Source organism: Streptomyces sp. NPDC059679, from assembly GCF_042734105.1.
Classification (GTDB): domain Bacteria; phylum Actinomycetota; class Actinomycetes; order Streptomycetales; family Streptomycetaceae; genus Streptomyces.
The window spans coordinates 46766-70793 of record NZ_JBHWES010000015.1 but is presented as its reverse complement, the minus strand read 5'-3'; the positions used below and the strand labels follow the sequence as shown (position 1 = coordinate 70793).

General features: G+C 72.5%; 23 protein-coding genes and 2 riboswitches. Of the genes, 7 read left to right on the top strand and 16 right to left on the bottom strand.

Translation table 11 applies throughout. The features are described 5' to 3' along the window. Nucleotides 1–265: 265 nt before the first annotated feature. A complete protein-coding gene (locus ACFV2X_RS18495) occupies nucleotides 266–1846 on the bottom strand; it encodes a hypothetical protein (RefSeq protein WP_385617425.1) in 1581 nt (526 codons plus the stop codon). A gap of 231 nt (nucleotides 1847–2077) precedes the next feature. Further along, the gene (locus ACFV2X_RS18490; RefSeq protein WP_385617423.1) at nucleotides 2078–3358 is read right to left on the bottom strand and encodes a hypothetical protein; all 1281 of its coding nucleotides are present in this window, start codon (nucleotides 3356–3358) and stop codon (nucleotides 2078–2080) included. A 91-nt stretch (nucleotides 3359–3449) separates the two neighbouring features. Between ACFV2X_RS18490 and ACFV2X_RS18485 the strand changes: the two genes are divergently transcribed. Continuing rightward, a complete protein-coding gene (locus ACFV2X_RS18485) occupies nucleotides 3450–4346 on the top strand; it encodes a YhjD/YihY/BrkB family envelope integrity protein (protein WP_385617421.1) in 897 nt (298 codons plus the stop codon). Nucleotides 4347–4404: 58 nt separating this feature from the next. Then, nucleotides 4405–5355, top strand: coding sequence for a LysR family transcriptional regulator (locus tag ACFV2X_RS18480; RefSeq protein WP_385617419.1), 951 nt, complete (start codon nucleotides 4405–4407; stop codon nucleotides 5353–5355). Between the two features lie 12 nt (nucleotides 5356–5367). Here the strand turns inward: ACFV2X_RS18480 and ACFV2X_RS18475 are convergent, their stop codons facing one another. Together ACFV2X_RS18475 and ACFV2X_RS18470 are read right to left on the bottom strand one after the other, a co-directional pair. After that, the gene (locus ACFV2X_RS18475; protein ID WP_385617417.1) at nucleotides 5368–5730 is read right to left on the bottom strand and encodes a GntR family transcriptional regulator; all 363 of its coding nucleotides are present in this window, start codon (nucleotides 5728–5730) and stop codon (nucleotides 5368–5370) included. A gap of 1 nt (nucleotide 5731) precedes the next feature. Continuing rightward, nucleotides 5732–6721, bottom strand: a complete 990-nt coding sequence (locus tag ACFV2X_RS18470; protein ID WP_385617415.1) for a DUF1648 domain-containing protein — start codon at nucleotides 6719–6721, stop codon at nucleotides 5732–5734. A gap of 144 nt (nucleotides 6722–6865) precedes the next feature. On the opposite strand from ACFV2X_RS18470, the gene ACFV2X_RS18465 reads away from it, so the two are divergent. Beyond that, entirely contained in the window at nucleotides 6866–8395 is a 1530-nt protein-coding gene (locus ACFV2X_RS18465) for a UDP-N-acetylglucosamine 1-carboxyvinyltransferase (RefSeq protein ID WP_014175793.1), read from the top strand. A gap of 42 nt (nucleotides 8396–8437) precedes the next feature. Here the strand turns inward: ACFV2X_RS18465 and ACFV2X_RS18460 are convergent, their stop codons facing one another. The 3 genes from ACFV2X_RS18460 to ACFV2X_RS18450 form a co-directional block, all read right to left on the bottom strand. Further along, nucleotides 8438–9235 (bottom strand): ABC transporter ATP-binding protein, encoded by a 798-nt coding sequence (locus ACFV2X_RS18460; RefSeq protein WP_385617583.1) that lies wholly within the window; start codon nucleotides 9233–9235, stop codon nucleotides 8438–8440. A gap of 68 nt (nucleotides 9236–9303) precedes the next feature. Continuing rightward, nucleotides 9304–10317 (bottom strand): FecCD family ABC transporter permease, encoded by a 1014-nt coding sequence (locus ACFV2X_RS18455; RefSeq protein WP_385617412.1) that lies wholly within the window; start codon nucleotides 10315–10317, stop codon nucleotides 9304–9306. Further along, nucleotides 10314–11372 (bottom strand): ABC transporter substrate-binding protein, encoded by a 1059-nt coding sequence (locus tag ACFV2X_RS18450; protein ID WP_385617410.1) that lies wholly within the window; start codon nucleotides 11370–11372, stop codon nucleotides 10314–10316. Before ACFV2X_RS18450 ends, ACFV2X_RS18455 begins: the two co-directional genes overlap by 4 nt. A gap of 53 nt (nucleotides 11373–11425) precedes the next feature. Continuing rightward, nucleotides 11426–11640, bottom strand: a riboswitch (cobalamin riboswitch). 95 nt (nucleotides 11641–11735) lie between these two features. Between ACFV2X_RS18450 and ACFV2X_RS18445 the strand changes: the two genes are divergently transcribed. Beyond that, nucleotides 11736–12314, top strand: coding sequence for a histidine phosphatase family protein (locus ACFV2X_RS18445; protein ID WP_385617408.1), 579 nt, complete (start codon nucleotides 11736–11738; stop codon nucleotides 12312–12314). A gap of 40 nt (nucleotides 12315–12354) precedes the next feature. Here the strand turns inward: ACFV2X_RS18445 and ACFV2X_RS18440 are convergent, their stop codons facing one another. From ACFV2X_RS18440 to ACFV2X_RS18425, 4 genes are all read right to left on the bottom strand, one after another. Then, complete coding sequence (locus ACFV2X_RS18440) at nucleotides 12355–13119, bottom strand: CbtA family protein (protein ID WP_385617405.1); 765 nt, start codon at nucleotides 13117–13119, stop codon at nucleotides 12355–12357. A 22-nt stretch (nucleotides 13120–13141) separates the two neighbouring features. Beyond that, nucleotides 13142–13363 carry a CbtB-domain containing protein gene (locus ACFV2X_RS18435; RefSeq protein ID WP_147998663.1) on the bottom strand — a complete coding sequence of 74 codons (222 nt, stop codon included), beginning with the start codon at nucleotides 13361–13363 and terminating at the stop codon, nucleotides 13142–13144. A gap of 35 nt (nucleotides 13364–13398) precedes the next feature. After that, a riboswitch (cobalamin riboswitch) is annotated at nucleotides 13399–13550 on the bottom strand. 36 nt (nucleotides 13551–13586) lie between these two features. After that, a complete protein-coding gene (locus ACFV2X_RS18430; protein WP_385617403.1) occupies nucleotides 13587–14000 on the bottom strand; it encodes a RidA family protein in 414 nt (137 codons plus the stop codon). Further along, nucleotides 13997–15121, bottom strand: coding sequence for an acyl-CoA dehydrogenase family protein (locus ACFV2X_RS18425; protein ID WP_385617401.1), 1125 nt, complete (start codon nucleotides 15119–15121; stop codon nucleotides 13997–13999). Before ACFV2X_RS18425 ends, ACFV2X_RS18430 begins: the two co-directional genes overlap by 4 nt. A gap of 138 nt (nucleotides 15122–15259) precedes the next feature. Here ACFV2X_RS18425 and ACFV2X_RS18420 point away from each other — a divergent pair, with 138 nt between their 5' ends. Both ACFV2X_RS18420 and ACFV2X_RS18415 read left to right on the top strand, forming a co-directional pair. Next, nucleotides 15260–16954 (top strand): AMP-binding protein, encoded by a 1695-nt coding sequence (locus tag ACFV2X_RS18420; RefSeq protein ID WP_385617399.1) that lies wholly within the window; start codon nucleotides 15260–15262, stop codon nucleotides 16952–16954. Between the two features lie 4 nt (nucleotides 16955–16958). Continuing rightward, nucleotides 16959–17810 (top strand): PaaX family transcriptional regulator C-terminal domain-containing protein, encoded by an 852-nt coding sequence (locus ACFV2X_RS18415; RefSeq protein WP_385617397.1) that lies wholly within the window; start codon nucleotides 16959–16961, stop codon nucleotides 17808–17810. 23 nt (nucleotides 17811–17833) lie between these two features. On the opposite strand, the gene ACFV2X_RS18410 is transcribed toward ACFV2X_RS18415, so the two are convergent. From ACFV2X_RS18410 to ACFV2X_RS18400, 3 genes are read right to left on the bottom strand one after another with little or no spacing between them, the layout of a single operon-like run. Continuing rightward, complete coding sequence (locus ACFV2X_RS18410; RefSeq protein ID WP_385617395.1) at nucleotides 17834–18382, bottom strand: DinB family protein; 549 nt, start codon at nucleotides 18380–18382, stop codon at nucleotides 17834–17836. 8 nt (nucleotides 18383–18390) lie between these two features. Beyond that, nucleotides 18391–20847: a bifunctional salicylyl-CoA 5-hydroxylase/oxidoreductase gene (locus ACFV2X_RS18405; protein ID WP_385617393.1), complete on the bottom strand. Its 2457-nt coding sequence runs from the start codon at nucleotides 20845–20847 to the stop codon at nucleotides 18391–18393. Further along, nucleotides 20844–21671 carry an enoyl-CoA hydratase family protein gene (locus ACFV2X_RS18400; protein WP_385617391.1) on the bottom strand — a complete coding sequence of 276 codons (828 nt, stop codon included), beginning with the start codon at nucleotides 21669–21671 and terminating at the stop codon, nucleotides 20844–20846. The genes ACFV2X_RS18405 and ACFV2X_RS18400 overlap by 4 nt, the downstream gene beginning before the upstream one ends. A gap of 320 nt (nucleotides 21672–21991) precedes the next feature. On the opposite strand from ACFV2X_RS18400, the gene ACFV2X_RS18395 reads away from it, so the two are divergent. Next, complete coding sequence (locus ACFV2X_RS18395; RefSeq protein ID WP_385617581.1) at nucleotides 21992–22504, top strand: ATP-binding protein; 513 nt, start codon at nucleotides 21992–21994, stop codon at nucleotides 22502–22504. Between the two features lie 3 nt (nucleotides 22505–22507). On the opposite strand, the gene ACFV2X_RS18390 is transcribed toward ACFV2X_RS18395, so the two are convergent. Both ACFV2X_RS18390 and argF read right to left on the bottom strand, forming a co-directional pair. Continuing rightward, nucleotides 22508–22888: a VOC family protein gene (locus tag ACFV2X_RS18390; protein ID WP_385617389.1), complete on the bottom strand. Its 381-nt coding sequence runs from the start codon at nucleotides 22886–22888 to the stop codon at nucleotides 22508–22510. A 104-nt stretch (nucleotides 22889–22992) separates the two neighbouring features. Continuing rightward, nucleotides 22993–23997: an ornithine carbamoyltransferase gene (argF, locus tag ACFV2X_RS18385; RefSeq protein ID WP_385617387.1), complete on the bottom strand. Its 1005-nt coding sequence runs from the start codon at nucleotides 23995–23997 to the stop codon at nucleotides 22993–22995. Nucleotides 23998–24028 lie beyond the last annotated feature (31 nt).

Here is a 24028-nt window from a genome sequence, read left to right as displayed (position 1 = left end):
TTACCGGCGCGGCCGCGGTGCGCCTTCCGGCGGATATCTCGATGTCAAGATAACCCTAATACATGGACCGCCGCACGGTGGGCTCGCACTGCCGTGATCCGTTTCTCATGCTCGGGCAGCCGTACGCGGCGGACCGCTCTCATCCATCGGGCCGGCGAAGGGTCCAGAGGCATTCCGCGGGGCAGTGACGGCGATGTGCCCGGCCTCGCAGCGAGACCGGGCACCTCCCGGTGATGCCGGGCGATCCGTTCAGGCTCCGGGGCGCCTAGGTGACCGTCAAAGTCACCGGCCCACCCGGCATCGGGGTGCCGTTCGGGAAACCGAAGGACGAGGACTTGCGCGCCTGGTCGGACAGGCGCAGAGCGATGGTGTACGTCCCGGGGGCCACGTCGGAGGGGAGCGTGAAGGAGAAGGTCAACGGGCCGCTGAAGGTCACTGAGGTACCGCCGAACACGGCCGGGATCCACTGCCCCGAGGAATCGATCAAGTAGACGTCGTAGCCGTTGACACCCGCGGTGGTGCCCGAGACGTTGACGGTGAGCCGGATGTCCGTGAAGTGGTCCGTTGCCGGGATGGTGGTGGGCGAGAGCGTGGCCTGGTCGATCTCGGGCAGCACCGTGTCGGGTGCCGAAGCGATCGTCAGACCGGTCTCCGGTGCGCCGAACTCCGAGCCGTACAGGGCGACGTTCCCGGCGTTGTCCGTGATGATCAGGCCGGTGATACGGCAGGTGAAGACCCCCCGCGGCACGCTGTAGTTCACCGAGACGGTCCCGTCAGCCGCGGTCGTCGCCGTGGTGGAGGTCTGCCGGCAGCCGTTGACACTGCCGGTGTTCACGACCGCCGACGCGACCTCGCCCTGGTTCCCGTGGGGCCGGAAACCGACCTTGACCGTCCGGGCGCCGTGCCAGGTGTCGACCGGGTTCGGCGTCGCCGTGAAACCGTCCGCGGAGAGCACGTCGTTGGAGGTGACGTGGACAGGGGCGGCTGAGAGGTTGTTGTAGGTGCTGGTATTGCCCGCGTTGTCGGTGAGCTGGACCTTCGAGACGGTCCACGTGCCCGATGCCGCGTGCGCGGGGAAGGTCACGGACACGCGGCAGGACCCGGCGTACGTCTGGCCCCAGTCGATGTAGCCACACCCCTGGTAGCCCTCGTACCAGGTCCACTCGATCGCGAACGAGCCGGTCAGGTGCTGCCCGCCGGGGCCGGTCACCGTCAGGGTGCCGCCGGAGATGCCGGCCTGGGCGTCGTACACATCGAGCTCGTAGGTCATGCTCGACGAGTCCTCGCCGGCGTAGACGTACGGCTCCTGTTCGCTGTTCACCGCGAGGTCGTCGTACGTCGGACCCTGCGCGTCGGCGAGCGTCTTCGCCTCGAACGTGCTGTGGAACGCACCCAGCTCGGCGGCGCCCCAGTCCAGCGAGGTGCCCTGGTTGTCCCAGGCCTCTAAGCGGGTAACGGCCCAGGTGACCGACGTCCCGGCCGCGTACTGCGGAACGGCCAGGGTCCACTCATAAGTAGCCTCCTGAGGCGTCGAACCGGGCACCACGGTGATGTCCTGGCCAGAGGAGCCCACGTCATAGGTCCCGACCAGCGGCACGCCCAGGTACGTGTCGGCCGTCGCGCCCTGGCGGCGCAGGTAGACCCGCGCGCTCATGCCGTCGGTCTCTGGGGTGGTATCCGTCATCGTCCAGCGGAGCGTGACGGTCTCGCCGCCAGGCGTCGCGTCCACTTCGGACGGGGTGAAGTCCATGTTGGTCACGGCCATGGTGCCCGTCTCCTGCGCCGTCGCGGTCCCCGTGATCGGCGACAGGGCAAGCGCGAGCCCCACCCCGATCGCCGCGATCATCCGTCTCAGTTGTAAGCGCAACTCTGGTCCCCTCATTCTGTTTTCCGTCGTGTCCCCGTACTCGGGGCAAGCGGACTGTAACAGCGCAGTCACTGATCTGTTCGACGTCGCCCGTGCCGGCTCGTCCTTGCCGACGCGACCCAGATGGCGATCAGCCATGCCTCCGCGCACCATGAGGATCATGCGAAGGAGGACCGCATGGACTCCTCGGGCACTCCCTCCGAACCGCCTTCAGAACCGCCGCCCGAACCTCCGCTGAGCGCCACCGAGCGCCAGGAGTACGAGCGGCTGCGCAAGGCGGTCGCTGTCCGCCACCGCCGACTGCGGTACGCGGGAGCGTCGGTGCTGCTGGTGCTTGCCGTGCTGCTCGCACCGCTCGCCGTGGTCGCCACCTGGGCGCATGAGGAGGTCTCCGACACCGGCCGATACGTCCAGACCGTGGCGCCGCTGGCCTCCGACCCCGCCGTACAGAGCGCGGTGACCGACCGGCTCACCAAGCGCGTCGTCGACAACGTCGACGTCGCCGGGGTCACCGCCGCGCTCACCAAGGCCCTCGACCGGGTCGGCGCCCCGCCCCGGGTGGCCGACAGCGCCCGGCTGCTGACCGGGCCGCTGAAGACCGCCCTCACCACGGCCGTCCACGACGTGGTGGCCAAGGTGGTGCACAGCGACCAGTTCGCCCAGGTGTGGACCGCCGCAAACCGCCGGGCGCACACCGCCGTGGTGAAGGTCCTCACCGGCGAGGGGCCCAGCGCCGTCCAGGCCAGGGGGAACACCATCGTCCTGGACATCGGCACCCTGATCGACAACGTCAAACACAGACTGGTCGCCGCGGGATACGAGAAGGCCGCGCACATCCCCACCGTGGAGCGGACGGTCCCGCTGCTGAAGACCGACAAGCTCGACAAGGCGCAGGACGCGATGCGGCTGCTCAATGTGCTGGGCGTCTGGCTGCCGATCACGGCGCTCGTGCTCGCCGCCCTCGCCGTGGGGACGGCCCCCGCGCACCGGGTGGCTCTGATGGGCGTGGGCATCGGCGTCGCGGTGATGATGCTGGTGCTGCTCGTCGGCCTTGCCGTAGTGCGCCGGGTCTATCTGGACTCCGTCCCGCCCACCACGCTGCCCGAGGACGCCGCCGCCACCATCTACGACACCTTCGTGCGCTTTCTGCGCGAGAGCACCCGCACGATCCTGGTCATCGCGGTCGTCACCGTGCTGTCCGGCTATCTGTACGGCCCCGGGCGCGGCGCCCGCGCCATACGCTCCGGGGCCGCCCGCGCCACCGGCGCCACCGGCCGGGCCCTGGCCCGCGCCGGTGTGCGTACGGGCGGTACGGGCCGCTGGCTGGACGGCCACCGCGGCTGGACCACCGGGATCGTCATCGGCGGCGGCGCGCTCGCCCTCGTCCTGTGGAACCACCCCACCCCGGCGTCCGTGGCGCTCGTCCTGGGCCTCGTCGTCCTCGTCCTGGTGCTGCTGGGCATCGCCGCGGCGGCGGCGAACGGGCGCCACGAGCACCCGTTATCGGCGGTGGCGGCAGCCGGGGTGAATTCCTGGGACCGTCCGAGGCCGAGGTGGCAGCCTGGAACGCAGGAGGCAGGCGGTGAGTTCCGACGGAGACGAACACCGGCCACCCCGGTTCGGCGGAGCACGGAGTGTCCTGGCCGCGGCGCGCTCCCCGTCAGTCGCCGGGCCGGTCGCCCGGCTCACGGAGCGGCTGCTGGCGGTCAACACTCTGGAGGCCGCCAGCCGACTGGCCGCGCAGGCGTTCCTGACGGCCTTGCCACTGCTGATGGTGGTGGCGGCCTTCGCTCCCGAGGGCTGGAAGGGCCTGCTGGCGGACTCCGTGCGCTCGGTGGTCGGTGTGCGCGGCAAGACGCTGGAAGAGCTGCGCCGGGCGCTCGCCGCGTCCGGTACGACCAGGAAGCCCACGGGCGCCGTGGGCCTCCTGGTGGCGCTGGTGTCGGCCACGGCCTTCAGCCGGGCCCTGCAGACGGTCTGCGAGCGGTGCTGGAACCTGCCCAGGGCGAGGATGCGCGTGGCGGCGTGGCGCTGGCTGCTGTGGGTGCTGGTCTGGCTGGCGGTGCTGTTCGTCCAGGCGCCGGTGCGCAGGGGCTTCGGCACCGGGATCGTCTCGGGGCTCGTGCTGTCCCTGCTGTCGGCCGTCCTGCTGTGGTGGTGGACCCAGCATCTGCTGCTCGGCGGCCGGGTCGGATGGCTGCCGCTGCTGCCCGGTGCGGTGCTCGCGGGCACCGGCACCGTCGCGCTGGGCTATGCCTCCCGTCTGATCATGCCGCGGGCCATGAACCGCAGCCTCGCCGACTTCGGCCCCCTCGGCCCCGTCTTCACGCTGCTGTCCTGGCTCATCGTGGTGTTTCTGATCGTGGTGGCGGGACTGGCGATCGGCCAGCTGGTGGCCTCCTCCGCCTGGTACGCGCGGCTGGTCGCCCGGCCGCCGGACACCCCGGATTCGAACGCTCGCCCAAGTGACGCTCCCTGAGCGTCAGGCGCCCGGAGATGAGGTCATCGGGTGCCCCACGAGCCGGAATACTGAGGCAATGGATCCGCACCTGCTCCGCACCTTCGTGTCCGTGGCCCGCCGCGCGTCCTTCTCAGAGGCCGCCCGCGACCTGGGGTTCCCCCCGGCAGCCGTGTCCCGGCACATCGCCACGCTCGAAGCCGATCTGCGGACCACGCTGCTGACCCGGCGTCCAGTGGCGCCGACCGCGGCGGGCGCGCGGCTGCTGGAACACGCGGGCCCGCTGCTGCACCGGCTGGACGCGGCCCGCGCGGACGTCGAGCGCCTCGCCGGCGCCACCACCGCGCGTCTTACGCTCGGCGCCTCGCCGCCCGCCCTGACGCCCCGGGTCGCGGCGGCCCTGGCCGAGGTGCGCCGGGCCCACCCGGGCGTACGGACGGCCGTACGGCTCCTGTCCCGCGACGAGATCCCCGCGGCCATGTCCACCGGACAGCTCGACCTCGGCCTGACCGATGGCCTGACGGCGCCAGGCGACCCCCTGCCGCTGCCCGACCTCGGCCCGCTGTCCACCCTGCCCATCGCCGAGGGCTCGCTCGTCGTCCCCCTCCCCCTCGGCCACCCCCTGACCCGGCGCCTCGGCCTGCGCCTGACCGACCTCGCCGCCCCCCGCTGGCGCTGGCTCGACGCCCCCGACGCCGCCGTCCCCCTGCGCCACCTGCGCGCCGCCGGCGGCACCAACGGCTTCCGCGCCGCCCTGCGCTACGAGGGCACCGACGTACGGGCCCTCCTCACCCTCGTCGCGGCGGGCCACGGCCTGACCCTCCTCCCTCACTCCGCCACCAGGGGCGCCCCCGGCATCGTCGCGATCCCCTTGATCTCCCCCCGCCTCGTACACCGCGTCGAACTCCTCCACGGCACACCCCTGGACGACCCGGCGGCGGACTTCGCGGAGCTGGTGGCGGGGATGGTGACGGGGTTGGCGGCGGGGACGGCGGCGGGGGCGGGGACGGGCGGTCACCGGTACGAGTGATCGCCGGGGCGATCAGCCGCCCGTGAGGCCGTTGCGCACCAGGGCCAGCAGTTCGTCGTCCGAGAGCCCGATCGCGCGGGCCTGGGTGACCAGGCCGTGGACGCCCTCGACGAGGCGGGCGCGGCCGGCGGAGGTGGGGGCGCCGGTGACGACTGCGCCGCGGCCGCGGCGCAGTTCGATCAGGCCCTCTTCGCGGAGCCGCTGGTAGCCGCGCAGGACGGTGTGCACATTGACGCCGAGGGAGTCGGCGAGAGCGCGGGCGGCGGGGAGACGTTCGCCGGGGTGGACCGTGCCGTCGGCGACGGCACGGCGTACGGAGGCGGCGATCTGGTCGCCGAGCGGGACCGGGGAGCCGGGATCGACCGTGAACAGCATGTCAGCTCGCGTCCGCCGAGCGGCCCGCGCCGCGGTCCGCCGCCCGGTGGATGAGGGTGTTGAGCAGCGCCGCGGCGGTGCGGGCGTCGTCCACTGTCACCACGAACTCCTTGCCGGTGGTCAGCCGCAGGCACAGCGCGTCCCCGGAGCGCAGCACCAGGCCGCTGCGCCCCGCCCTGATCCGGTAGCCCCAGCCGCCGAAGTCGCCGTACGCGCTCACCTGTCGGCTGGTGGCCTCCTCGATACGGCCGAGCGGCACCCGCAGCCGGGGCAGCCGGACGACGGGCGGGGACACGGTCAGGCCGCGCCGGTCGACGGTGACCCGGCAGCCGGACAGCAACACGGCGATCACCCCCATCACGGCCATCGGCAGCCCGCTTCCTGGGCTCACCGTGAAGGCCAGCACCGCGCCCACGCATGCGAGGGCCAGCCCGACGCCGAGCAGCACGCGTGAGGTGACGGTGCGGGTCCAGCCGGCGACCTCGCTCTCGCGGAGCGGCAGGCGGTGCGGCTCTTCGGCGGGCTCCTCGGCGGGCGTGGCGTCCGCCCCGGCCAGCAGCCAGCCCAGCGCCGCGGCGGGCAGCGCGCAGGCCAGGGCCACGGCCAGTTGCCACATGGGGAGGCGGACGTCGGCGGCGTCGGGGACGTCGGCGTTGGCAAAGAGCGTGGCGGGGAAGAGGTAGCCCAGCAGCCCCGACTCCCCGTACGCGAACGCGGCCATCAGGCGCAGTGAGCCGATGCCCCGGCCACCCCGGCTCGAGCGGTGCACGAGGACGGCGAAGACCACCCCCTGGACCCCGAGCAGGGCCATGGCCACCCAGACGAAGGAGCCCGCGCTGGAGAAGCCGTCGGCCTTGCCGCTCGCCGGGAAGTGGGTGGCGAGCGGGTCGGGGAGCCGGTCGCGCAGGGCCGCGTACGTCGTGAGGACGGCAGCGCAGGCGAGGGCGAAGGGGAGGGCGACCACCAAGGTTCGACGTAACGGTTGCTGCACGGGCGCCTCCTGTTCAGGTGTTCGCATCGTAGTTGTTCGCATGCAACTAGAACAATGGGTTTGCCGGACAGGGCGCCGACGACCCCTCACCCGAACACCACCCCCGTCGCGCACGCATCTCATATTTGAGATAACCTCTGCCGTATGACTGACGACTACCTCTCCCGTATCGGCAAGCTCATCCGCGACGCGCGCCAGCATCGCGGCTGGACCCAAGCGCAGCTCGCGGAAGCGCTCAACACCAGCCAGAGCGCGGTCAATCGCATCGAGCGAGGCAACCAGAACATCAGTCTTGAGATGATTGCCAGGATCGGCGAGGCCCTTGACAGCGAGATCGTCTCGCTCGGATACGCGGGGCCGATGCATCTGCGGGTCGTCGGCGGCCGGCGCCTCTCGGGCGCCATCGACGTCAAGACGAGCAAGAACGCATGCGTCGCTCTGCTGTGCGCCACGCTGCTCAACTCGGGCCGTACGACCCTGAGGAGGGTCGCCCGGATCGAGGAGGTCTACCGCATCCTGGAGGTGCTGGGCAGTATCGGCGTCCGCACCCGCTGGATCAACGACGGGGCCGATCTGGAGATCGTGCCGCCCGCCGAACTGGACCTCGACTCCATGGACACGGAGGCCGCCCGCCGTACCCGCAGCGTCATCATGTTCCTCGGCCCGCTGCTGCACCGTATGCGGCAGTTCAAGATCCCGTACGCGGGCGGCTGCGACCTCGGCACCCGCACCGTGCAGCCCCATATGACCGCGCTGCGCCCCTTCGGCCTCGAAGTCACCGCGACGGACGGGATGTACCACGCGCGGGTGGACCGCGAGGTGTCCCCGACCCGCGCGATCGTGCTGACCGAGCGCGGCGACACCGTCACCGAGAACGCGCTGCTGGCCGCGGCCCGGCACGACGGCGTCACCGTGATCCGCAACGCCTCCCCCAACTACATGGTCCAGGATCTGTGCTTCTTCCTGGAGGAGTTGGGGGTCAAGGTCGAAGGAATAGGGACCACCACGCTCACCGTGCACGGCCTCGCCGATATCGACCGGGACGTGGACTTCGCCCCGTCCGAGGACCCGGTCGAGGCGATGAGCCTGCTGGCCGCCGCGGTGGTCACGGAGTCGGAGCTGACGATCCGACGGGTGCCGGTGGAGTTCCTGGAGATCGAGCTGGCCGTACTGGAGGAGATGGGCCTCGACCACGAGCGCAGCGCCGAGTACGCGGCGGACAACGGCCGTACGCGGCTGATCGACCTGACCGTACGGCCCTCCAAGCTCCAGGCGCCCATCGACAAGATCCACCCGATGCCGTTCCCCGGCGTCAACATCGACAACGTGCCCTTCTTCGCGGCCATCGCCGCGTCCGCGCAGGGCTCCACGCTGATCCACGACTGGGTCTACGACAACCGGGCCATCTACCTCACCGAGTTGAACCGCCTCGGCGCCCACGTCAAGCTCCTCGACCCGCACCGGGTACTGGTCGAGGGCCCGACCCGGTGGCGGGCGGCCGAGATGATGTGCCCGCCGGCGCTCCGCCCCGCGGTGGTGGTGCTGCTGGCGATGATGGCGGCGCCGGGGACGTCGGTGCTGCGCAATGTGTATGTGATCAACCGGGGTTATGAAGACCTGGCGGAGCGGCTGAACTCGATCGGCGCGCAGATCGAGATCTTCCGCGACATCTGACCGGCCGGCGTGCCCCGGCGCCCCGGCCCGTCGATCAGGCGATCAGGCGGGCCGGGCCGATGGTTGGGCCCCTCCTGCGCCGCGGCGCAGGAAGCGGATCACGGGGTGGCCGGGTTCGGTGGTGACCTCGGTGCGGACGGCGTAGACCTGCTCGATGAGGGCGGGGGTCAGGACCTCGGCCGGGGTGCCCTCCGCGACGGCGCGGCCGTCGCGGAGGACCAGCAGCCGGTCGCAGTACATCGCGGCGAGGTTGAGGTCGTGCAGGGCGATCACAGTGGTGACCGGGAGGCCCGCGACCAGTTCCAGCAGGTCGAGTTGGTGCTGGATGTCGAGGTGGTTGGTGGGCTCGTCGAGCAGGAGTTCGCGGGGTTCCTGGGCGAGGGCGCGGGCGATCTGGGTGCGCTGGCGTTCGCCGCCGGACAGGGTGTGCCAGGACTGGGCGGCCCGGCCGGTCAGTCCGGTACGGGCCAGGGCCGCGGTGACGGCCTCGGCGTCGGCCGCCGTGGGCGGGGTCCAGGCGCGGCGGTGCGGGATGCGGCCGAGGGCCACGACGTCGCGGACGGTCAGTTCGGTCTGGGTGTGGGCGTGCTGTTCGACGGTGGCGATACGCCGGGCGGTGGCGCGGCGGCCGGCCTCCGGCAGCGGGCGCCCGTCCAGGGTGACGACCCCGGCGGTGGGGGCGAGGACGCCCGCGAGCAGTCTGAGCAGCGTCGACTTGCCCGAGCCGTTGGGGCCGAGCAGGCCGACCGTCTCGCCGGGGGCGAGGGTGAGGGTGAGACCGTCGACGATGACCTTGTCGGCGGTGCGGCGGCTGACCCGGTCCGCGCGCAGACCGGTCATGCCCGGCTGCGCTCGGCCGGTCATGTCTTGCTCCGCTCGGCCGGTCATGTCCCGCTCCGGCAGGCCCGTCATGCCTTGCTCCGGCCGCGGTAGAGCACGGCCACGAACGCCGGTACGCCGATGAGGGACGTCACCACGCCCACCGGGACCTCCTGGGGATCGAGGGCGGTGCGGGCCAGGGTGTCCACCCACACCAGGAAGACGGCTCCGGTCAGCGCCGTGACGGGCAGGAGGCGGGCGTGGCCGGCGCCGGTGAGGGCGCGCGTGGCGTGCGGGAGGACCAGGCCGACGAAGCCGATCGCCCCGGCACAGCTGACCAGGGCGGCGGTGAGCAGCGCGGTCGCCGAGAGCAGGACCAGGCGGGTACGGGCGACACGGACGCCGAGTCCGGCCGCGGCCTCGTCGCCGAAGGCGAACGCGTCCAGGGTGCGGGCGTATCCGAGGCAGAGGACGAGGACGACGGCCAGGACGAGGGCGCACAGCAGCACCTGCCCCCACCCGGCGCCGGAGAGCGAGCCGAGCAGCCAGAACAGCACGGCCCGGGTGGTGTCGGCGTCGGCGGAGGTCAGCACGGTGAACGAGGTCAGCGCGGAGAACAGTTGCATGGCGGCCACCCCGGACAGCACGACCCGGTCCGTGCTGCCGCCCAGGGTGTGGCTGAGCAGCAGCACCAGCGCGAAGGAGAGCAGCGCGCCGAGAAACGCGCCCGCGGACAGCGACACGGCTCCCCCGCCCACCCCGAGCACGACCACGGCGACCGCCCCCGTGGACGCACCGGAGGACACCCCGAGCACGAACGGATCGGCCAGCGGATTGCGCAGCAGCGACTGCATCACCGCCCCGCATACGGCGAGCCCGGCCCCGCATACGGCGGCGAGCAGGGTGCGCGGCATCCGCAGATTCCACACGATGCCGTCGCGCAGCGGCGTCAGCGTGCTCTCGCCCACACCGAGGTGGGCGGCGACGGAGGCCCACACATCGCCCGTGGAGATGTCGGCGGGTCCGATCGTCACCGCGACGGCGACCGACATCAGCAGCGCGGCCAGCCCGCCGCCGGTCAGCAGCAGCGTACGGGCGCTCATTTGGCGAGCCCGAAGTCGCGCAGCCCCGCGGCGACCTTCTCGATCCCTTCGACCGTGCGGATGGACGGGTTCATCGACTGCCCGCTCAGCAGCACGTACCGCTTCTTCTTCACGGCCGTCAGGTTGCGGGTGGCGGGGTTGGCCTCCAGGAAACGGATCTTGGCCCGGGCGGTCTCCGCGGTCTGCTGCTTACGGGTCAGATCGCCGAGGACGATGACGTCGGGATCGCGGTCGGCGACGGTTTCCCAGTTGATCTGGGGCCACTCGTCATGGGTGTCGGCGAAGGCGTTCTCCGCGCCGACCGCCCGGGTGATCGCGCCCGGCGCCCCGCAGCAGCCGGCCAGGTAGGGCGACTGGGAGTTGGCGAACCAGTACACGAGGGAGACACCGGAGGCGTCGAGCCCGGCGGTGGCCCTGCTCACCCGCCCCTTCAGCTCGGCGATGAGCTTCTTCCCCCGCTCCTCCACCCCGAACGCCCGGGCCAGGTCGGCTATCTCGCCGTAGACGCTGTCGAGGGTGAGCGGGGTGGAGCGCGATCCGTCGCCGCCGCTGTCGTTGTCCTTGCCCGCCGAGCAGTCGGAGGGCGAGACGTACGTGGGCACGCCCAGCTTCTCGAACTGCTCACGGGTGGCCACGCCGCCCTTGCCGAGGGTGGAGACGAACGAGGCGGTGACGAAGTCGGGGTCGGCGTCCAGCACCTTCTCGAACGAGGGCGCGTTGTCCGCCAGCCGCGGCACGGACGCGTTGGCCTTCTCCAGGCCCTTCAGCACCGGGTCCGTCCAGGTCGCCGTACCGGCCATACGGTCGGCGAGGCCGAGGGAGAGCAGGATCTCCGTGGTGCCCTGGTTGAGGGAGACGGCCCGCTCGGGGGCCGACTTCAGGGTGACTTTGCGGCCGCAGTTGTCGATGGTGCGCGGATAGCCCGAACCGGTCGAGCCGGCGGACTCCCCGGCGCCCTCGGCACCGCCTCCCGAACCACCGCACGCGGTGAGCAGGAGGGCGGGGGCGAGCAGCAGAGCCGCGGGACGGAGAGCGGTACGGAGCAGCACGGGCATGCCTCGGTGGTCGGGGCTCGTACGCGGAGCCTGGCCTACGGACGGCCTCCCCGCCGGGGCGCGGAGGTGCCAGCAGGTCTTCGGACTCGGGTTCGCCCGGACGAGGCGCCTTCCCGGTACGGTCCCGCGCCCGCCCTTCGGCCGGCCCGTTCCCCTCCCAGTGGCATGGTGTGCCCCGCCCGTCCCCCTCACCGCTGCGCGTCAGTTCCGGATTCGCACCGGATTCCCTGGCCTCGGATGTGGCTCGACTGGCCCCCAGAGGCTATCAAGCCCGGCCTGCGGTCGGATGTGTGGCAGGTGCGGGCCCACCGGTGGTTACGTATGTGCCGTACCGCCCATGGCACAGGCAGGAGGAGCGACCGCGTGACCAGCCGCGTCACCTTCATCTCAGCCGCGATGAGTCCATCGCTGCGCAAGGCCCGGTTCGACGACGGCACGAGCCCTCTCGAGGACGGCGGCGCGGCGCGGGCCCGCGCCGTGGCCGGGGCGCTGCCCTCGGCCGACCGCGCTGTCACCTCCCCCAGCCTGCGCTGCCGGGAGACCGCCGCCGCGCTGGGGCTCGGCGTGGCCGAGCCCTGTGCGGAGCTGGCCGGTCTGGATACGGGCCGCTGGCGGGGCCTCACCCTCGACGAGGTCGGTGCCGCCGAACCGGAGGCGGTGGCCCGGTGGCTGGCCGACCCGGCGGCCGCGCCCCACGGCGGGGAGTCGGTACGGGACCTGTGCCTGCGGATCGGACGGTGGCTGGACACGGCGTCGCTGACGGACGGCCATACGCTCGCCGTGGTGGAGCCGGACGTGGTGCGGGCCGCGGTGGTGCATGTGCTGGGCGCGCCCGCGGCGGCCTTCTGGCGTGCCGACGTGCGGCCGCTGACCGCGACCGGGATCAGCGGACGCGCCGGACGCTGGAACCTCGGGCTGGGGCGGCCACTCGACCGCCCCTGAGGAGAGCGGCCGCCCCAGTGGGGTCCGGGCGACGGTCGGATCACGGTCGGCTGGGGGTGGCCACCGGCGATGCCGGTGCCCTGGTGGCGGGCTCGGGGCTCAGCAGGCGCTCGGCCAACTCGCCGAAGACCAGCCCGAAGCCTCCCCACAGGGTGACCTGGATGGCCAGCGCGGAGAGCCGGAACCGCCACAGCACGGTGGCCGGGAAATCGGCGGGCACCTCGTTGACGGCCGGCAGGAACGCAAACGCCAGGCCGATCACCAGGGCGAAGGCGGCCACCGCGGCGACGGTGGCGTACCAGGTGCCCAGTTTCGGGGCGAGCCGCTTGCCGAGGATGGTCGCGGCGATCGCGAGGAGCACGCTGAGCACCATCATCAGCAGATACAGATTGGTCCGCTTGGAGATGGTGTCGGGGTCGCCGACGGCGGGCGGGTTGGCCGGGTACTTCAGGAACGGCACGACGTAGACCGCGAGCAGGGCGCAGCCGGACAGCAGCAGCGCGGTGGCCCGCGGGGTGAAGCGGCCGATGCGGCCCAGGGCGAAGCAGTAGGCGAGGGCGGCGATGCCGCCGAAGGCGACCCCGTAGATCAGAACACCGGTGGCCAGGCCGGCGGTGGACTGCAGGCTGCGGGAGACGAGTTCGACCTCGTGATCGTGCCCCGGGGCGTGGGACTCCTCAAAGCCGATCGCCTTGTCGACATTCGGTTCCCCGAGGAGGTAGGCGACGATCAGGGCGAGCACGCCGGCCCCGAGGCCGGCGAGCATGCCACGGACGAGCAGGTTCCGTACCGTTGCGGAATTCATGAGGGTGTCGGCGTCCCTGGCGTCAGTGGCAGGGGAAACCGAGCAGGTGGCGGGCGTCGTGCACCCACTCGTGGACGTCCTCGCCGGAGACGACCGAGGTGGCGCCCTGTTCGGCGCCGACGAAGTACAGCAGGACCAGCATCAGGATGCCGAAGAACACCGCCCACGGGACGATCGCACCGATCGGCAGCTTGGCGGGGAGAGCGGGGGTGGTGGCGGTCGGCTGTGCGACATGCTGCGCCATGGCAGGGCCTCCTTGGGGAATTCGCGTCCCATCTCGGTGGTGCACATGACGACGGCTACGGGTCTGACTCACGAGACGTCCCTTGGAGCGTTTGGAACGTCTCGTTCACAGTGGCGCGACCGTGCCGGGTTCCCACCGGCTTCCGTCCTGCCGTCGTCGATATCGCACCGACGGTACCGCGCCGCGCGGGCATGGCCAATACCCCAACATGTGGGGTGATGCGCTACGGCAGCACCGCGATGCCGTCCAGCTCGACCATCGCCGCCTCGTCCCACAGCCGGACGACTCCGATGACCGCCATCGCGGGGTAGTCGCGGCCCGCCAGCTCCCGCCAGATGCGGCCGAGTTCGGGGGCGGACGCTCGGTAGGCCGCGACATCGGTGGTGTGCACGGTCAGCCGGGCCAGGTCCGCGGGGGTGCCGCCGACCGCGGTCAGGGCGGTGAGCAGGTTGGCCAGTGCGCGCCGGAACTGGGCCGGAAGCGTGGCACCGACGACCGCGCCCGCGCCGTCCAGCGCGGTCTGGCCCGCCAGGAAGACCAGGCGGCCGCCGGTGGCCGTGACGGCGTGGCTGAAGCCGGTGGGCGGGGAGAGCTCGGGCGGGTTGGTGCGCACCAGAGAGGGGTGGGGCTCGGTCACCGGTACAGCTCCTTCGCGATGATCGTGCGCTGGACCTCGGTCGCGCCCTCGTAGATCCGGGGCGCGCGCACCTCGCGGTACAGGTGCTCCAGAAGATGCCCGCGGCGCAACGCCCGCGCGCCGTGGATCTGTACGGCGGCGTCCACGACGTACTGGGCGGTCTCGGTGGCCAGGAGCTTGGCCATCGCCGAACTCTTGGCGATGGCCGGCGCGCCCTCGTCGTACGCGGTGGCGGCCGCGTAGACCAGGAGGCGGGCGGCCTCGGTGCGGGTGGCCATCTCGGCGAGCTGGTGGGAGACGGCCTGAAGGTCCTTCAGCGGCCCGCCGAAGGCGGTGCGCTCCCCCGCATGGGCCACGGACGCGTCGAGCGCGGCCTGGGCCATGCCGACGGCGAACGCGCCGACGCTCGGCCGCAGCAGGTTGAGGGTGCGCATGGCGACGCCGAACCCCTTGTCGGGTGTGCCCAGGACGTCCTCGCGGGTGACGGGGACGCCGTCGAAGGCGAGGCTGCCGATGGGGTGCGGGCTGAGCATGTCAAGACGCTCGCCGGTGAGCCCCGGCCGGTCGGCGGGGACGAGAAAGGCGGTGACGCCGCGCGAGCCCGCGCCCTGGGTGGTGCGGGCGAAGACGACGGTGAAGTCGGCCTCCGGGGCGTTGGAGATCCAGCACTTTTCGCCGGTCAGCCGCCAGCCACCGGCCCCGTCGGGGTCGGCCCGCAGGCCGAGCGCGGCGGCGTCGGAACCGGCCTGCGGCTCGCTGAGCGCGAAGGCGGCGACCGCGCGGCCCGCCCGGACCTCGGGCATCCAGCGCGCGTACTGCTCGGGGCTGCCGGAGAGCACGATCGGATAGCCGCCGAGACCCTGGAGGGCGAGCGCGGTCTCGGCCTCCGTGCACTCCCGGGCGAGCGATTCGCGCAGCAGGCACAGGTCGAGGGCGCGCACCGGCCCGTCGTCGGGGAACAGCCGCCGCAGCAGGCCGAGTTCGCCGAGCGCGGCGGTCAGCGGCCGGTTGACCCGGCCTGGCGGGCCGCTCTCGGCGAGCGGGCGCAGCAGGTCGCGGGCGAGGGACCGCACCCCGGCGCACCAGCGCCGCTGCTTCGGATCAAGTGCGAACGACGGCACCGGTCACCCTCCCACTGGAGTGTTTATCGCGGTCTGTTGACTGTCGTCACCATCACGTTACGCTGACAGGGCGACTTCAGGCACGGCATGTGCGAACACCGGGCGTCTGCCCGGGCAGGCATAGGGGGCGCGTCCTCGATGGAGCTCAGGCCTTCGGCGCACATCGACACCTTCGCCCGGGACCATCTGCCGCCGGCCGAGCAGTGGCCCGCCTTCCGCCTCGACCTGCCAGGACCGCCCTACCCCGACCGCCTCAACTGCGGCGCCGAGCTGCTGGATCGCACCGTCGAGCGGTTCGGCGCCGACCGGGTCGCGGTGCGCGCCGCGACGGGCGAGGTGTGGACGTACGGCGAACTGCGCGCCCACGTCGACCGGATCGCGCACACCCTCACCGGCCCGCTCGGCGTGGTCCCCGGCAACCGGGTGCTGCTGCGCGGGGCCACCTCACCCTGGCTGGCCGCCTGCTGGCTGGCGGTGATGAAGGCGGGGGCGGTCGCCGTGACCGTGCTGGCCGCCCACCGGGCCCGGGAGTTGGCGACGATCTGCGAGCTGGCCCGGATACGGCACGCTCTGTGCGACGTACGGTGCGCGGACGATCTGGTGAAGGCCGGGGTGCCGGGGCTGCGGACGACGTACTACGGCGGGGACGGCCCCGAGGACCTGCTGCGGCTCACGGCCACCGCGCCCGCGTCGTACGAGGCGGTGGCGACCTCCGCCGACGACGTGGCGCTGATCGCCTTCACCTCGGGGACGACCGGGCGGCCCAAGGGCTGTATGCACTTCCACCGCGATGTGCTGGCCATCGCCGACACCTTCTCGGCGCAGGTGCTGCGGCCGCGCCCCGAGGACGTGTTCGCGGGCAGCCCTCCGCTCGGCTTCACCTTCGGCCTCGGCGGCCTGGTCGTCTTCCCGCTGCGCGCGGGCGCCTCCGCGCTGCTGTCCGACTGGGGCGGCCCGGAACGGCTGCTGGCCGATATCGCACGCCACCGGATCTCCGTGCTGTTCACCGCGCCGACCGCCTACCGGGCGATGCTGGGGCGGCTGGACGGCGCGGCGCCGGACGGCGGCGCGTACGACATCTCCTCGCTGCGCCGCTGCGTCTCGGCCGGCGAGCACCTGCCCGCCGGCACCTGGCACGCATGGCAACGGGCGACCGGGCTGCGGATCATCAACGGCATCGGGGCGACCGAACTGCTGCACATCTTCATCTCCGCCGCCGACGACGCGATCCGGCCGGGCACGACCGGGGTCCCGGTGCCGGGGTTCGAGGCGCGGGTGGTGGACTTCGGAAGCACAGACGCGGACGCCGGGCCGCAGCCCGTTCCGGACGGCCGCCCCGGGCTGCTCGCGGTGCGCGGGCCCACGGGCTGCCGCTATCTGGCGGACGAGCGGCAGCGCGAGTACGTACAGGACGGCTGGAACCTCACCGGAGACACCTTCATCCGCGACCCGGACGGCTACTTCCGGTATGTGGCGCGCGCCGACGACATGATCATCTCGGCCGGGTACAACATCGCGGGGCCCGAGGTCGAGGAGGCGCTGCTGCGCCACCCGGATGTCGTGGAAGCCGCGGTGACCGGGCGGCCGGACGAGCGGCGGGGCACGGTGGTGGTCGCGCATGTGGTGCTGCGGCCGGGCGTCGCGCATACCGAGGAAACCATGACAGCGCTGCGGGAGTTCATCACCGCGGAGCTGGCCCCGTACAAGTGCCCGCGCGAGTTCGTCTTCCTGGACGCCCTGCCCCGCACCGCCACCGGCAAGCTCCAGCGCTATCTGCTGCGGGTCGGGACGGCACAGCACGGTAAGTGGGGCACGAACGGCGCCCTAGAGTAAGCGCGTGACCGGCCAGCCCACCCCCCGCTCCTTGATCGTCACCTTCTACGGCGCCTACGGCCGCGGCGGCGCCGGCCGCCCCGCCGGACCCGTCCCCATCGCCGCGCTGATCCGGCTGCTGGGGGCGGTGGGGGTGGACGCGCCCTCCGTACGGTCCGCCGTCTCCCGCCTCAAACGGCGCGGGCTGCTGGTCGCCGACCGCACGGACGCCGGGGCCGCCGGATACGCACTCTCCGAGGACGCGCGCCAACTGCTCGACGACGGCGACCGCCGCATCTACGGCCACCCGGGGGCGGAGGAGAACACAGACGGCTGGCTGCTCGCCGTCTTCTCGGTCCCCGAACAGGAGCGCCACAAGCGCCATCTGCTGCGCTCGCGGCTGGCCCGGCTCGGCTTCGGCACCGCCGCGCCCGGGGTGTGGATCGCCCCCGAACACCTCTACGACGAGACCCGCCACACCCTGGCCCGCCTGGAACTCTCCCCGTACGTCGACCTCTTCCGCGGCGCCCACGCGGACTTCGAGCCGACGGAGCAGGCGGTGCGCCGCTGGTGGGATCTGGAGCAGCTGGCGAAGCTGCACCGCGGCTTCCTGTACGCCCAGGAACCGGTGCTGGAGCGCTGGGCGGGACGCGCCGTACCGGCCACCCCTGCACGAGGCGACGCCTACCGCGACTACGTCCTCGCCCTGGACTCCTGGCGCTTCCTCCCCTACGCCGACCCCGGCCTGCCACCCGCGCTGCTGCCGCGGGACTGGCCCGGCGTCCGGGCGGCGGAGGTGTTCACGGCGCTGCACCACCGGCTGTACGACGCGGGTGCCGGGTACGTACGGGAGGTGCTGACGGCCACGCGCGCCTGAAGCCTGACGCCGAGCACCTGACCTCATACGCCGATCGCGCCGTCGATCCGCTCCCGCAGCAGGTCGGCGTGGCCGTTGTGCCGGGCGTACTCCTCGATCATGTGGATGAGGACCCAGCGCAGCGAAACCGCCCCGAGCCACCCGTCGTCGCGCGTGATGTCCAGGTCGGGAGCCTCGGCGACGAAGCGCTCGGCGAAGGCCACCTCCGCGCGCCAGGCCCGCCACGCCTCGGCGACGACCGCCGGACCGGGCACCGCGCCGTCGAAGTCCTGGTCGGGGTTGTCCTCGGTGGAGAAGAGCAGCGGCACGTCCTGCCCGGCCATGACCCGCCGGAACCAGCGGCGCTCCACATCGGCGAGATGCCGGACCAGGCCGAGCAGCGAGAGCGTGGAGGGCTCCACCGAACGCCGGGCCAAATCCCCCTCGACTCCCGCGCACTTCAGCTCCAGGGTCGCCCGCTGCTTGGCCAGGAAGTCGACCAGCACGCCCCGTTCGTCACCGGTCGTCCGGGCGTCGAGCCTGCGGTCCTGCTCCTCGGGGACGAACAGCTCGGCCCTTCTGCGTATGGTCATGCCGCTCATCATCGTCCATCGGCGCGGCCCGTCGGGGGTCTGCGGCTGCCCGCGCGGTACGGGAGCGGCCAAGGCGCGCCGGGGCCCATGTAGCCCTGTTCGGCGGCGGCGTGCAAGGTCCAGTGCGGGTCGTACAGGTGGGGGCGGCCGAGTGCGCACAGGTCGACGCGGCCCGCCAGCAGCAGCGAGTTCACATCGTCCCAGGAGGAGATGGCCCCGACCGCGATGACGGGGACGCCGAGTTCATTGCGTATCCGGTCGGCGTACGGGGTCTGGTACGAGCGGCCGAAGTCGGGGCGCTCGTCGGGGACGACCTGGCCGGTGGAGACGTCGACGGCGTCCGCGCCGTGGGCGGCGAAGGCGGCCGCGACGGCGACCGCGTCATCGGCGGTCGTACCACCCTCGGCCCAGTCGGTGGCGGAGATGCGGACCGTCATCGGGGAGTCGGCGGGCCACACCTCCCGTACGGCGTCGAAGACTTCGAGCGGATAGCGCAGCCGGGCGGCGAGGGTGCCGCCGTAGGCGTCGGTGCGGTGGTTGGTGAGCGGGGACAGGAAGCTGGAGAGCAGATAGCCGTGCGCGCAGTGGAGTTCGAGTAGGTCGAAGCCGGCGCGGGCGGCGCGGCGCGCGGCGGCGACGAACTGCTCGCGGACGGCGGCGAGCCCGGCGGTGTCCAGGGCCTGGGGGACCTGGCTGACACCGCGGCGGTAAGGCAGCGGGGAGGGAGCGACCAGGGGCCAATTGCCGCGCGGAAGGGGATCGTCCATTCCCTCCCACATCAGCCGGGTGGAGCCCTTGCGCCCGCTGTGGCCGAGCTGGACGCCGAGGGCCGTGCCCGGCGAGGCGTCGTGCGCGAAGTCGACGACCCGGCGCCAGGCGGCGGCGTGCGCGTCGGCGTACAGGCCCGTACAGCCGGGGGTGATACGGCCCTCTGGGCTCACGCACACCATCTCGGTCATCACCAGGCCCGCGCCGCCCAGCGCCCGCGCGCCCAGGTGGACGAGGTGGAAGTCGCCGGGCGTGCCGTCCTGGGCCGAGTACATGTCCATGGGCGAGACGACCACGCGGTTGCGCAGCGTCAGTCCGCGCAGCCGGAAGGGGGTGAACATCGGCGGGGTGTCCGGGGGCAGCTCGGCCTCGCGCTCGACCGCCGTCACGAAGGCGGCGTCGCGCAGCCGCAGATTGTCGTGGGTGACGCGGCGGCTGCGGGTGAGGAGGTTGAAGGCGAACCGGCGGGGCGGCTGGTCCACGTACAGCGACAGGTTCTCGAACCACTCCAGGCTGGCGCGGGCCGCGCGCTGGGTCGACTCGACGGCCGGGCGGCGCTCGGCCTCGTACGCCGCTAATGCCTCGGACACCGAGGAGCGCTCTTGGCAATGGCTCGGAAGGTGGCCCGCGCGATGGCCCCCGGGGTGGTTCGCGAGACAGCTCGCGAGATGGTTCGCGAGCGCCACGGCGTCCTCGATGGCGAGCTTGGTGCCGGAGCCGATCGAGAAGTGCGCGGTGTGCGCGGCGTCGCCGAGCAGCACCGTGTTCCCGTGCCACCAGCGCTCGTTGACGACCGTACGGAAGGCGGTCCACTGGGAGCGGTTGCCGCGCAGCGGGCGGCCCCCGAGGGCGTCGGCGAAGAGCTCGGCGCACCGCCGCGTGGACTCCCGCTCGTCCAGCCGGTCCAGTCCGGCCCGGCGCCAGACCTCCTCGCGGGCCTCGACGATGACGGTGCTGGCGTCCGGAGCGTAGGGGTAGCCGTGCAGTTGCAGCACGCCGTGTTCGGTCTCGGCGATCTCGAAGCGGAAGGCGTCGAACGCGAAGTCGGCGGAGAGCCAGATGTAGCGGCAGCGGTGGGTGGTCAGCCGGGTCCCGAAGACGTCGGCGCAGTCCTGGCGGGTCGCGCTGTGCACCCCGTCGGCGGCGATCACCAGGTCGTACGAGCGGGCCAGTTCGGCGGCGGGGGGCGCGTGGGTACGGAAGTTGAGCCGGACGCCCAGGGCGCGGCAGCGTTCGTGCAGGATCCGCAGCAGGCGGCGCCGGCCGAGGGCGGCGAAGCCGTGGCCGCCCGAGGTCAGCGTCTGTCCGCGGTGCACGACGTCGATGTCGTCCCAGCGGACGAAGTCCTCGCGCAGGGCGGCGTAAACGGCGGGGTCGGCGTGCTCGATGCCGCCAAGGGTCTCGTCGGAGAGGACGACGCCGAAGCCGAAGGTGTCGTCGGGGGCGTTGCGCTCCCAGACGGTGACCTCGGGCCCGGGGGTGAGCCGGCGCAGCAGCGCGGCCGCGTACAGGCCACCGGGCCCGCCGCCGACGACGGCGATCCGGAAGGGGCGGGCCCTGGTCCGCTGGGGCGGCGACAGCCGCCCGCCCGGCAGGGCCCGCGGCGCCCGGCCGGCGGGGGCCTCGGTCGGCGGGAGCGGCGGGGTCGGCTGGGCCCGCTGAGGCGGCGGCTGCGCCCCCTTGGGCGGCTGGGTCATCGCCCTTGCCAGTCGGGCGGGCGCCGAGCCGTGAACGCGGCGTGGAACTCGGCGTAGTCCGCGCTGTTCATCAGCAGCGCCTGCGTGGCCGCGTCCATCTCGATCGACGCGCCGAGCGGCATATCGAGCTCCGCCGTGAGCAGCGCCTTGGTCTGTGCGAGGGCGAGCGCGGGCCCGTCGGCGAGGCGGCGGGCCAGCGCCGCCGCCTCGGCCGCCGCATGGCCCTCGTCGACGAGCTTGCTGATCAGCCCGATGCGCTCGGCCTCGGCCGCGCGCACCGGCTCGCCGAGCATCAGCAGCCGGGTGGCGTGCCCGAGGCCCACGACGCGCGGCAGCAGATACGCGGCGCCCATGTCGCCGCCGGACAGCCCGACCTTGGTGAACAGGAACGAGAAGCGCGCCGACGGGTCGGCGACCCGGAAGTCGGCCGCCAGGGCCAGCACCGCGCCGGCCCCCGCCGCGGCCCCGTGCACCGCGGCCACGACGGGGAAGGGGCACTCCCGCAGGGCGCGTACGACCTGCCCGGTCATACGGTTGAAGTCGAGCAGCTGACGGGTGTCCATGGCGAGGGTGGCGCCGATGATGTCGTCGACATCGCCGCCGGAGCAGAAGCCGCGGCCCTCCCCGCCCAGCACCAGGGCCCGTACGGAGCCCTCGCGGGACAGTTCGGCGAGCAGGTCGCGCAGATCGGTGTAGGCGCCGAAGGTGAGCGCGTTGAGCTTTTCGGGACGGGCGAGGGTGACGGTCGCGACGCCGGCGTCGAGGGTCAGGCGCAGATGGCGCCACTCCTTGGTCCCGGTCGCGGAGCCGGTGAACGGACTCATGGGCCAGGGCCTCCTTGAGCCGGGCGGCTGGTGCCTGCCCTCCGAAGTTATCACTCGACTGTGACTATCGTCACGAGCGCGCGATAAATACGGGCAGGAGAGCCGCCGGAGAGGCCGTACCCCGTCAAGTGAGTGGTAATAAGTCACATCAAGAGTGGTCCATAGCCTCTTACGGCGCTATCGTCCGCTTCATACCTTCCCCGGCCGCCCGCCGCGGGGAGGCGCCCCCAGGGTCGAAGGACGGAGGACGCCCACCGTTTGCCCGAGACCGTTGCCCTAAGACCGCGAGGTTTCGACACCGACTGGACCGAGCCGTGCCCGTGCCCGACCCCGCCTCCGCGATCGCCTCCTGGCGTTTCGCACTCCCCCACACCCCGGTGGCCGTCCCACTGGCCCGCGCGCTGGTCCGCAACACCCTCGCGGACACCGGCACACCCGTGGACCGCCATGCCGCGGAGCTGCTGACGGCCGAGCTGGTCGCCAACGCGGTGCAGCACACGGACGGCGACGAGCCCATAGAGCTGGTGATGGGGCTGGCGCCGACCGGCCAGTGGCAGGTCGAGGTGCACGACCGGGACCCGGCCCCACCGGCCGCCCTCCGCGACCCCGGCACGCAGAACGGGCCTGGGGTGCAGAGCGGCCCTGGCGCACAGGACGGACCCGGCACACAGGACGGACCGGACACACCTAACAGCGGCGCCCCCGACCCGCGCGAGGTCCCCGAGCGCGGCCGCGGTCTGCAGCTGCTCCGGACCCTCAGCGCGGAGGCGGGCTACCGCTCCACCCCCGAGGGCAAGGCGGTCTGGTTCACGCTCCCGGCCGGGGCGCGTTAGCCGTCAGAGCGGGTTGAGGCGGCGCTTGAGCAGGCAGAACTCATTGCCCTCGGGGTCGGCGAGAACGTGCCAGGACTCCTCGCCGGTCTGGCCGATGTCGGCCGGGCGCGCCCCGAGCTTCAGGAGGCGTTCGAGCTCGGCATCCTGATCGCGGTCGGTGGCGTTGACGTCGATGTGCAGCCGGGGCTTCCCCTGCTCCGGCTCGTCCCTGCGGCTGAGGATGATCGTCGGCTGCGGGCCGCCGAACCCTTCGCGCGGCCCGATCTCGAGGGTGCCGTCCTCTTCGCGATCGAGCACCACGAAGTCCAGGACCTCGCACCAGAACCGCGCCAGCGCCTCGGGGTCGCGGCAACCGAGCACGAGCTCACTGATACGACATGCCATGGACGAACCTACTCTCAGCATGGGAACTGCCCTCGAGACCGTACCGGGCGAGGCGAGCAAGCGCGAAGGGTTAAAGGGTTATACGGGGCCTCGCCCCGGATGCGCTAGGGCCGTCCGAGCGTGGCGACCAGCACCGCCTTGATCGTGTGCATCCGGTTCTCGGCCTCGTCGAAGACGACGGAGTGAGCGGATTCGAAGACCTCGTCGGTGACCTCCAGCGAGGTCAGCCCGTGCTGCTCGTGGATCTCGCGGCCGACGGCGGTGCCCAGGTCGTGGAAGGCCGGCAGGCAGTGCAGGAACTTCACGTCGTCGTTGCCGGTGGCGCGCAGCACGTCCATGGTGACCGCGTACGGGCCGAGCAGCGCTATGCGCTCGGCCCAGACCTCCTTCGGCTCGCCCATCGACACCCAGACGTCGGTGGCGACGAAGTCCGCCCCGGCCACGCCCTCGGCGATGTCCTCGGTGAGCGTGACGCGGGCGCCCGACTCCTTCGCGAGCCCGTGGGCCCGCTCGACGACGGCCTCGTCGGGCCACAGCCCGCGGGGGGCGACGATCCGTACGTCCATGCCCAGCAGCGCGCCGGTGATCAGGTAGGAGTTGCCCATGTTGTACCGGGCGTCGCCGAGGTAGGCGAAGCGGATCTCCGCCAGCGGCTTGTCGCTGTGCTCGGTCATGGTGAGCACGTCGGCGAGCATCTGGGTGGGGTGCCACTCGTCGGTGAGGCCGTTGTAGACGGGCACTCCGGCGTGCGCGGCCAGCTCCTCGACGACGTCCTGTCCGCTGCCGCGGTACTCGATCCCGTCGTACATCCGGCCCAGCACGCGCGCGGTGTCCTTGACCGACTCCTTGTGGCCGATCTGCGAGCCCGACGGGTCCAGGTACGTGGTGGAGGCGCCCTGGTCGGCGGCGGCGACCTCGAAGGCGCAGCGGGTGCGGGTGGAGGTCTTCTCGAAGATCAGCGCGATGTTCTTGCCCGTGAGCCGCCGGTCCTCGGTACCCGCGCGCTTGGCCGCCTTCAGCTCGGCGGCCAGGGCGACCAGATGGCGGAACTCCTCGGCGGTGAAGTCCAGCTCCTTGAGGAAGTGGCGGCCGGTGAGATCTGTCGCCATATCGGGCTCCTAGGGTGCGATCACGAGGGGA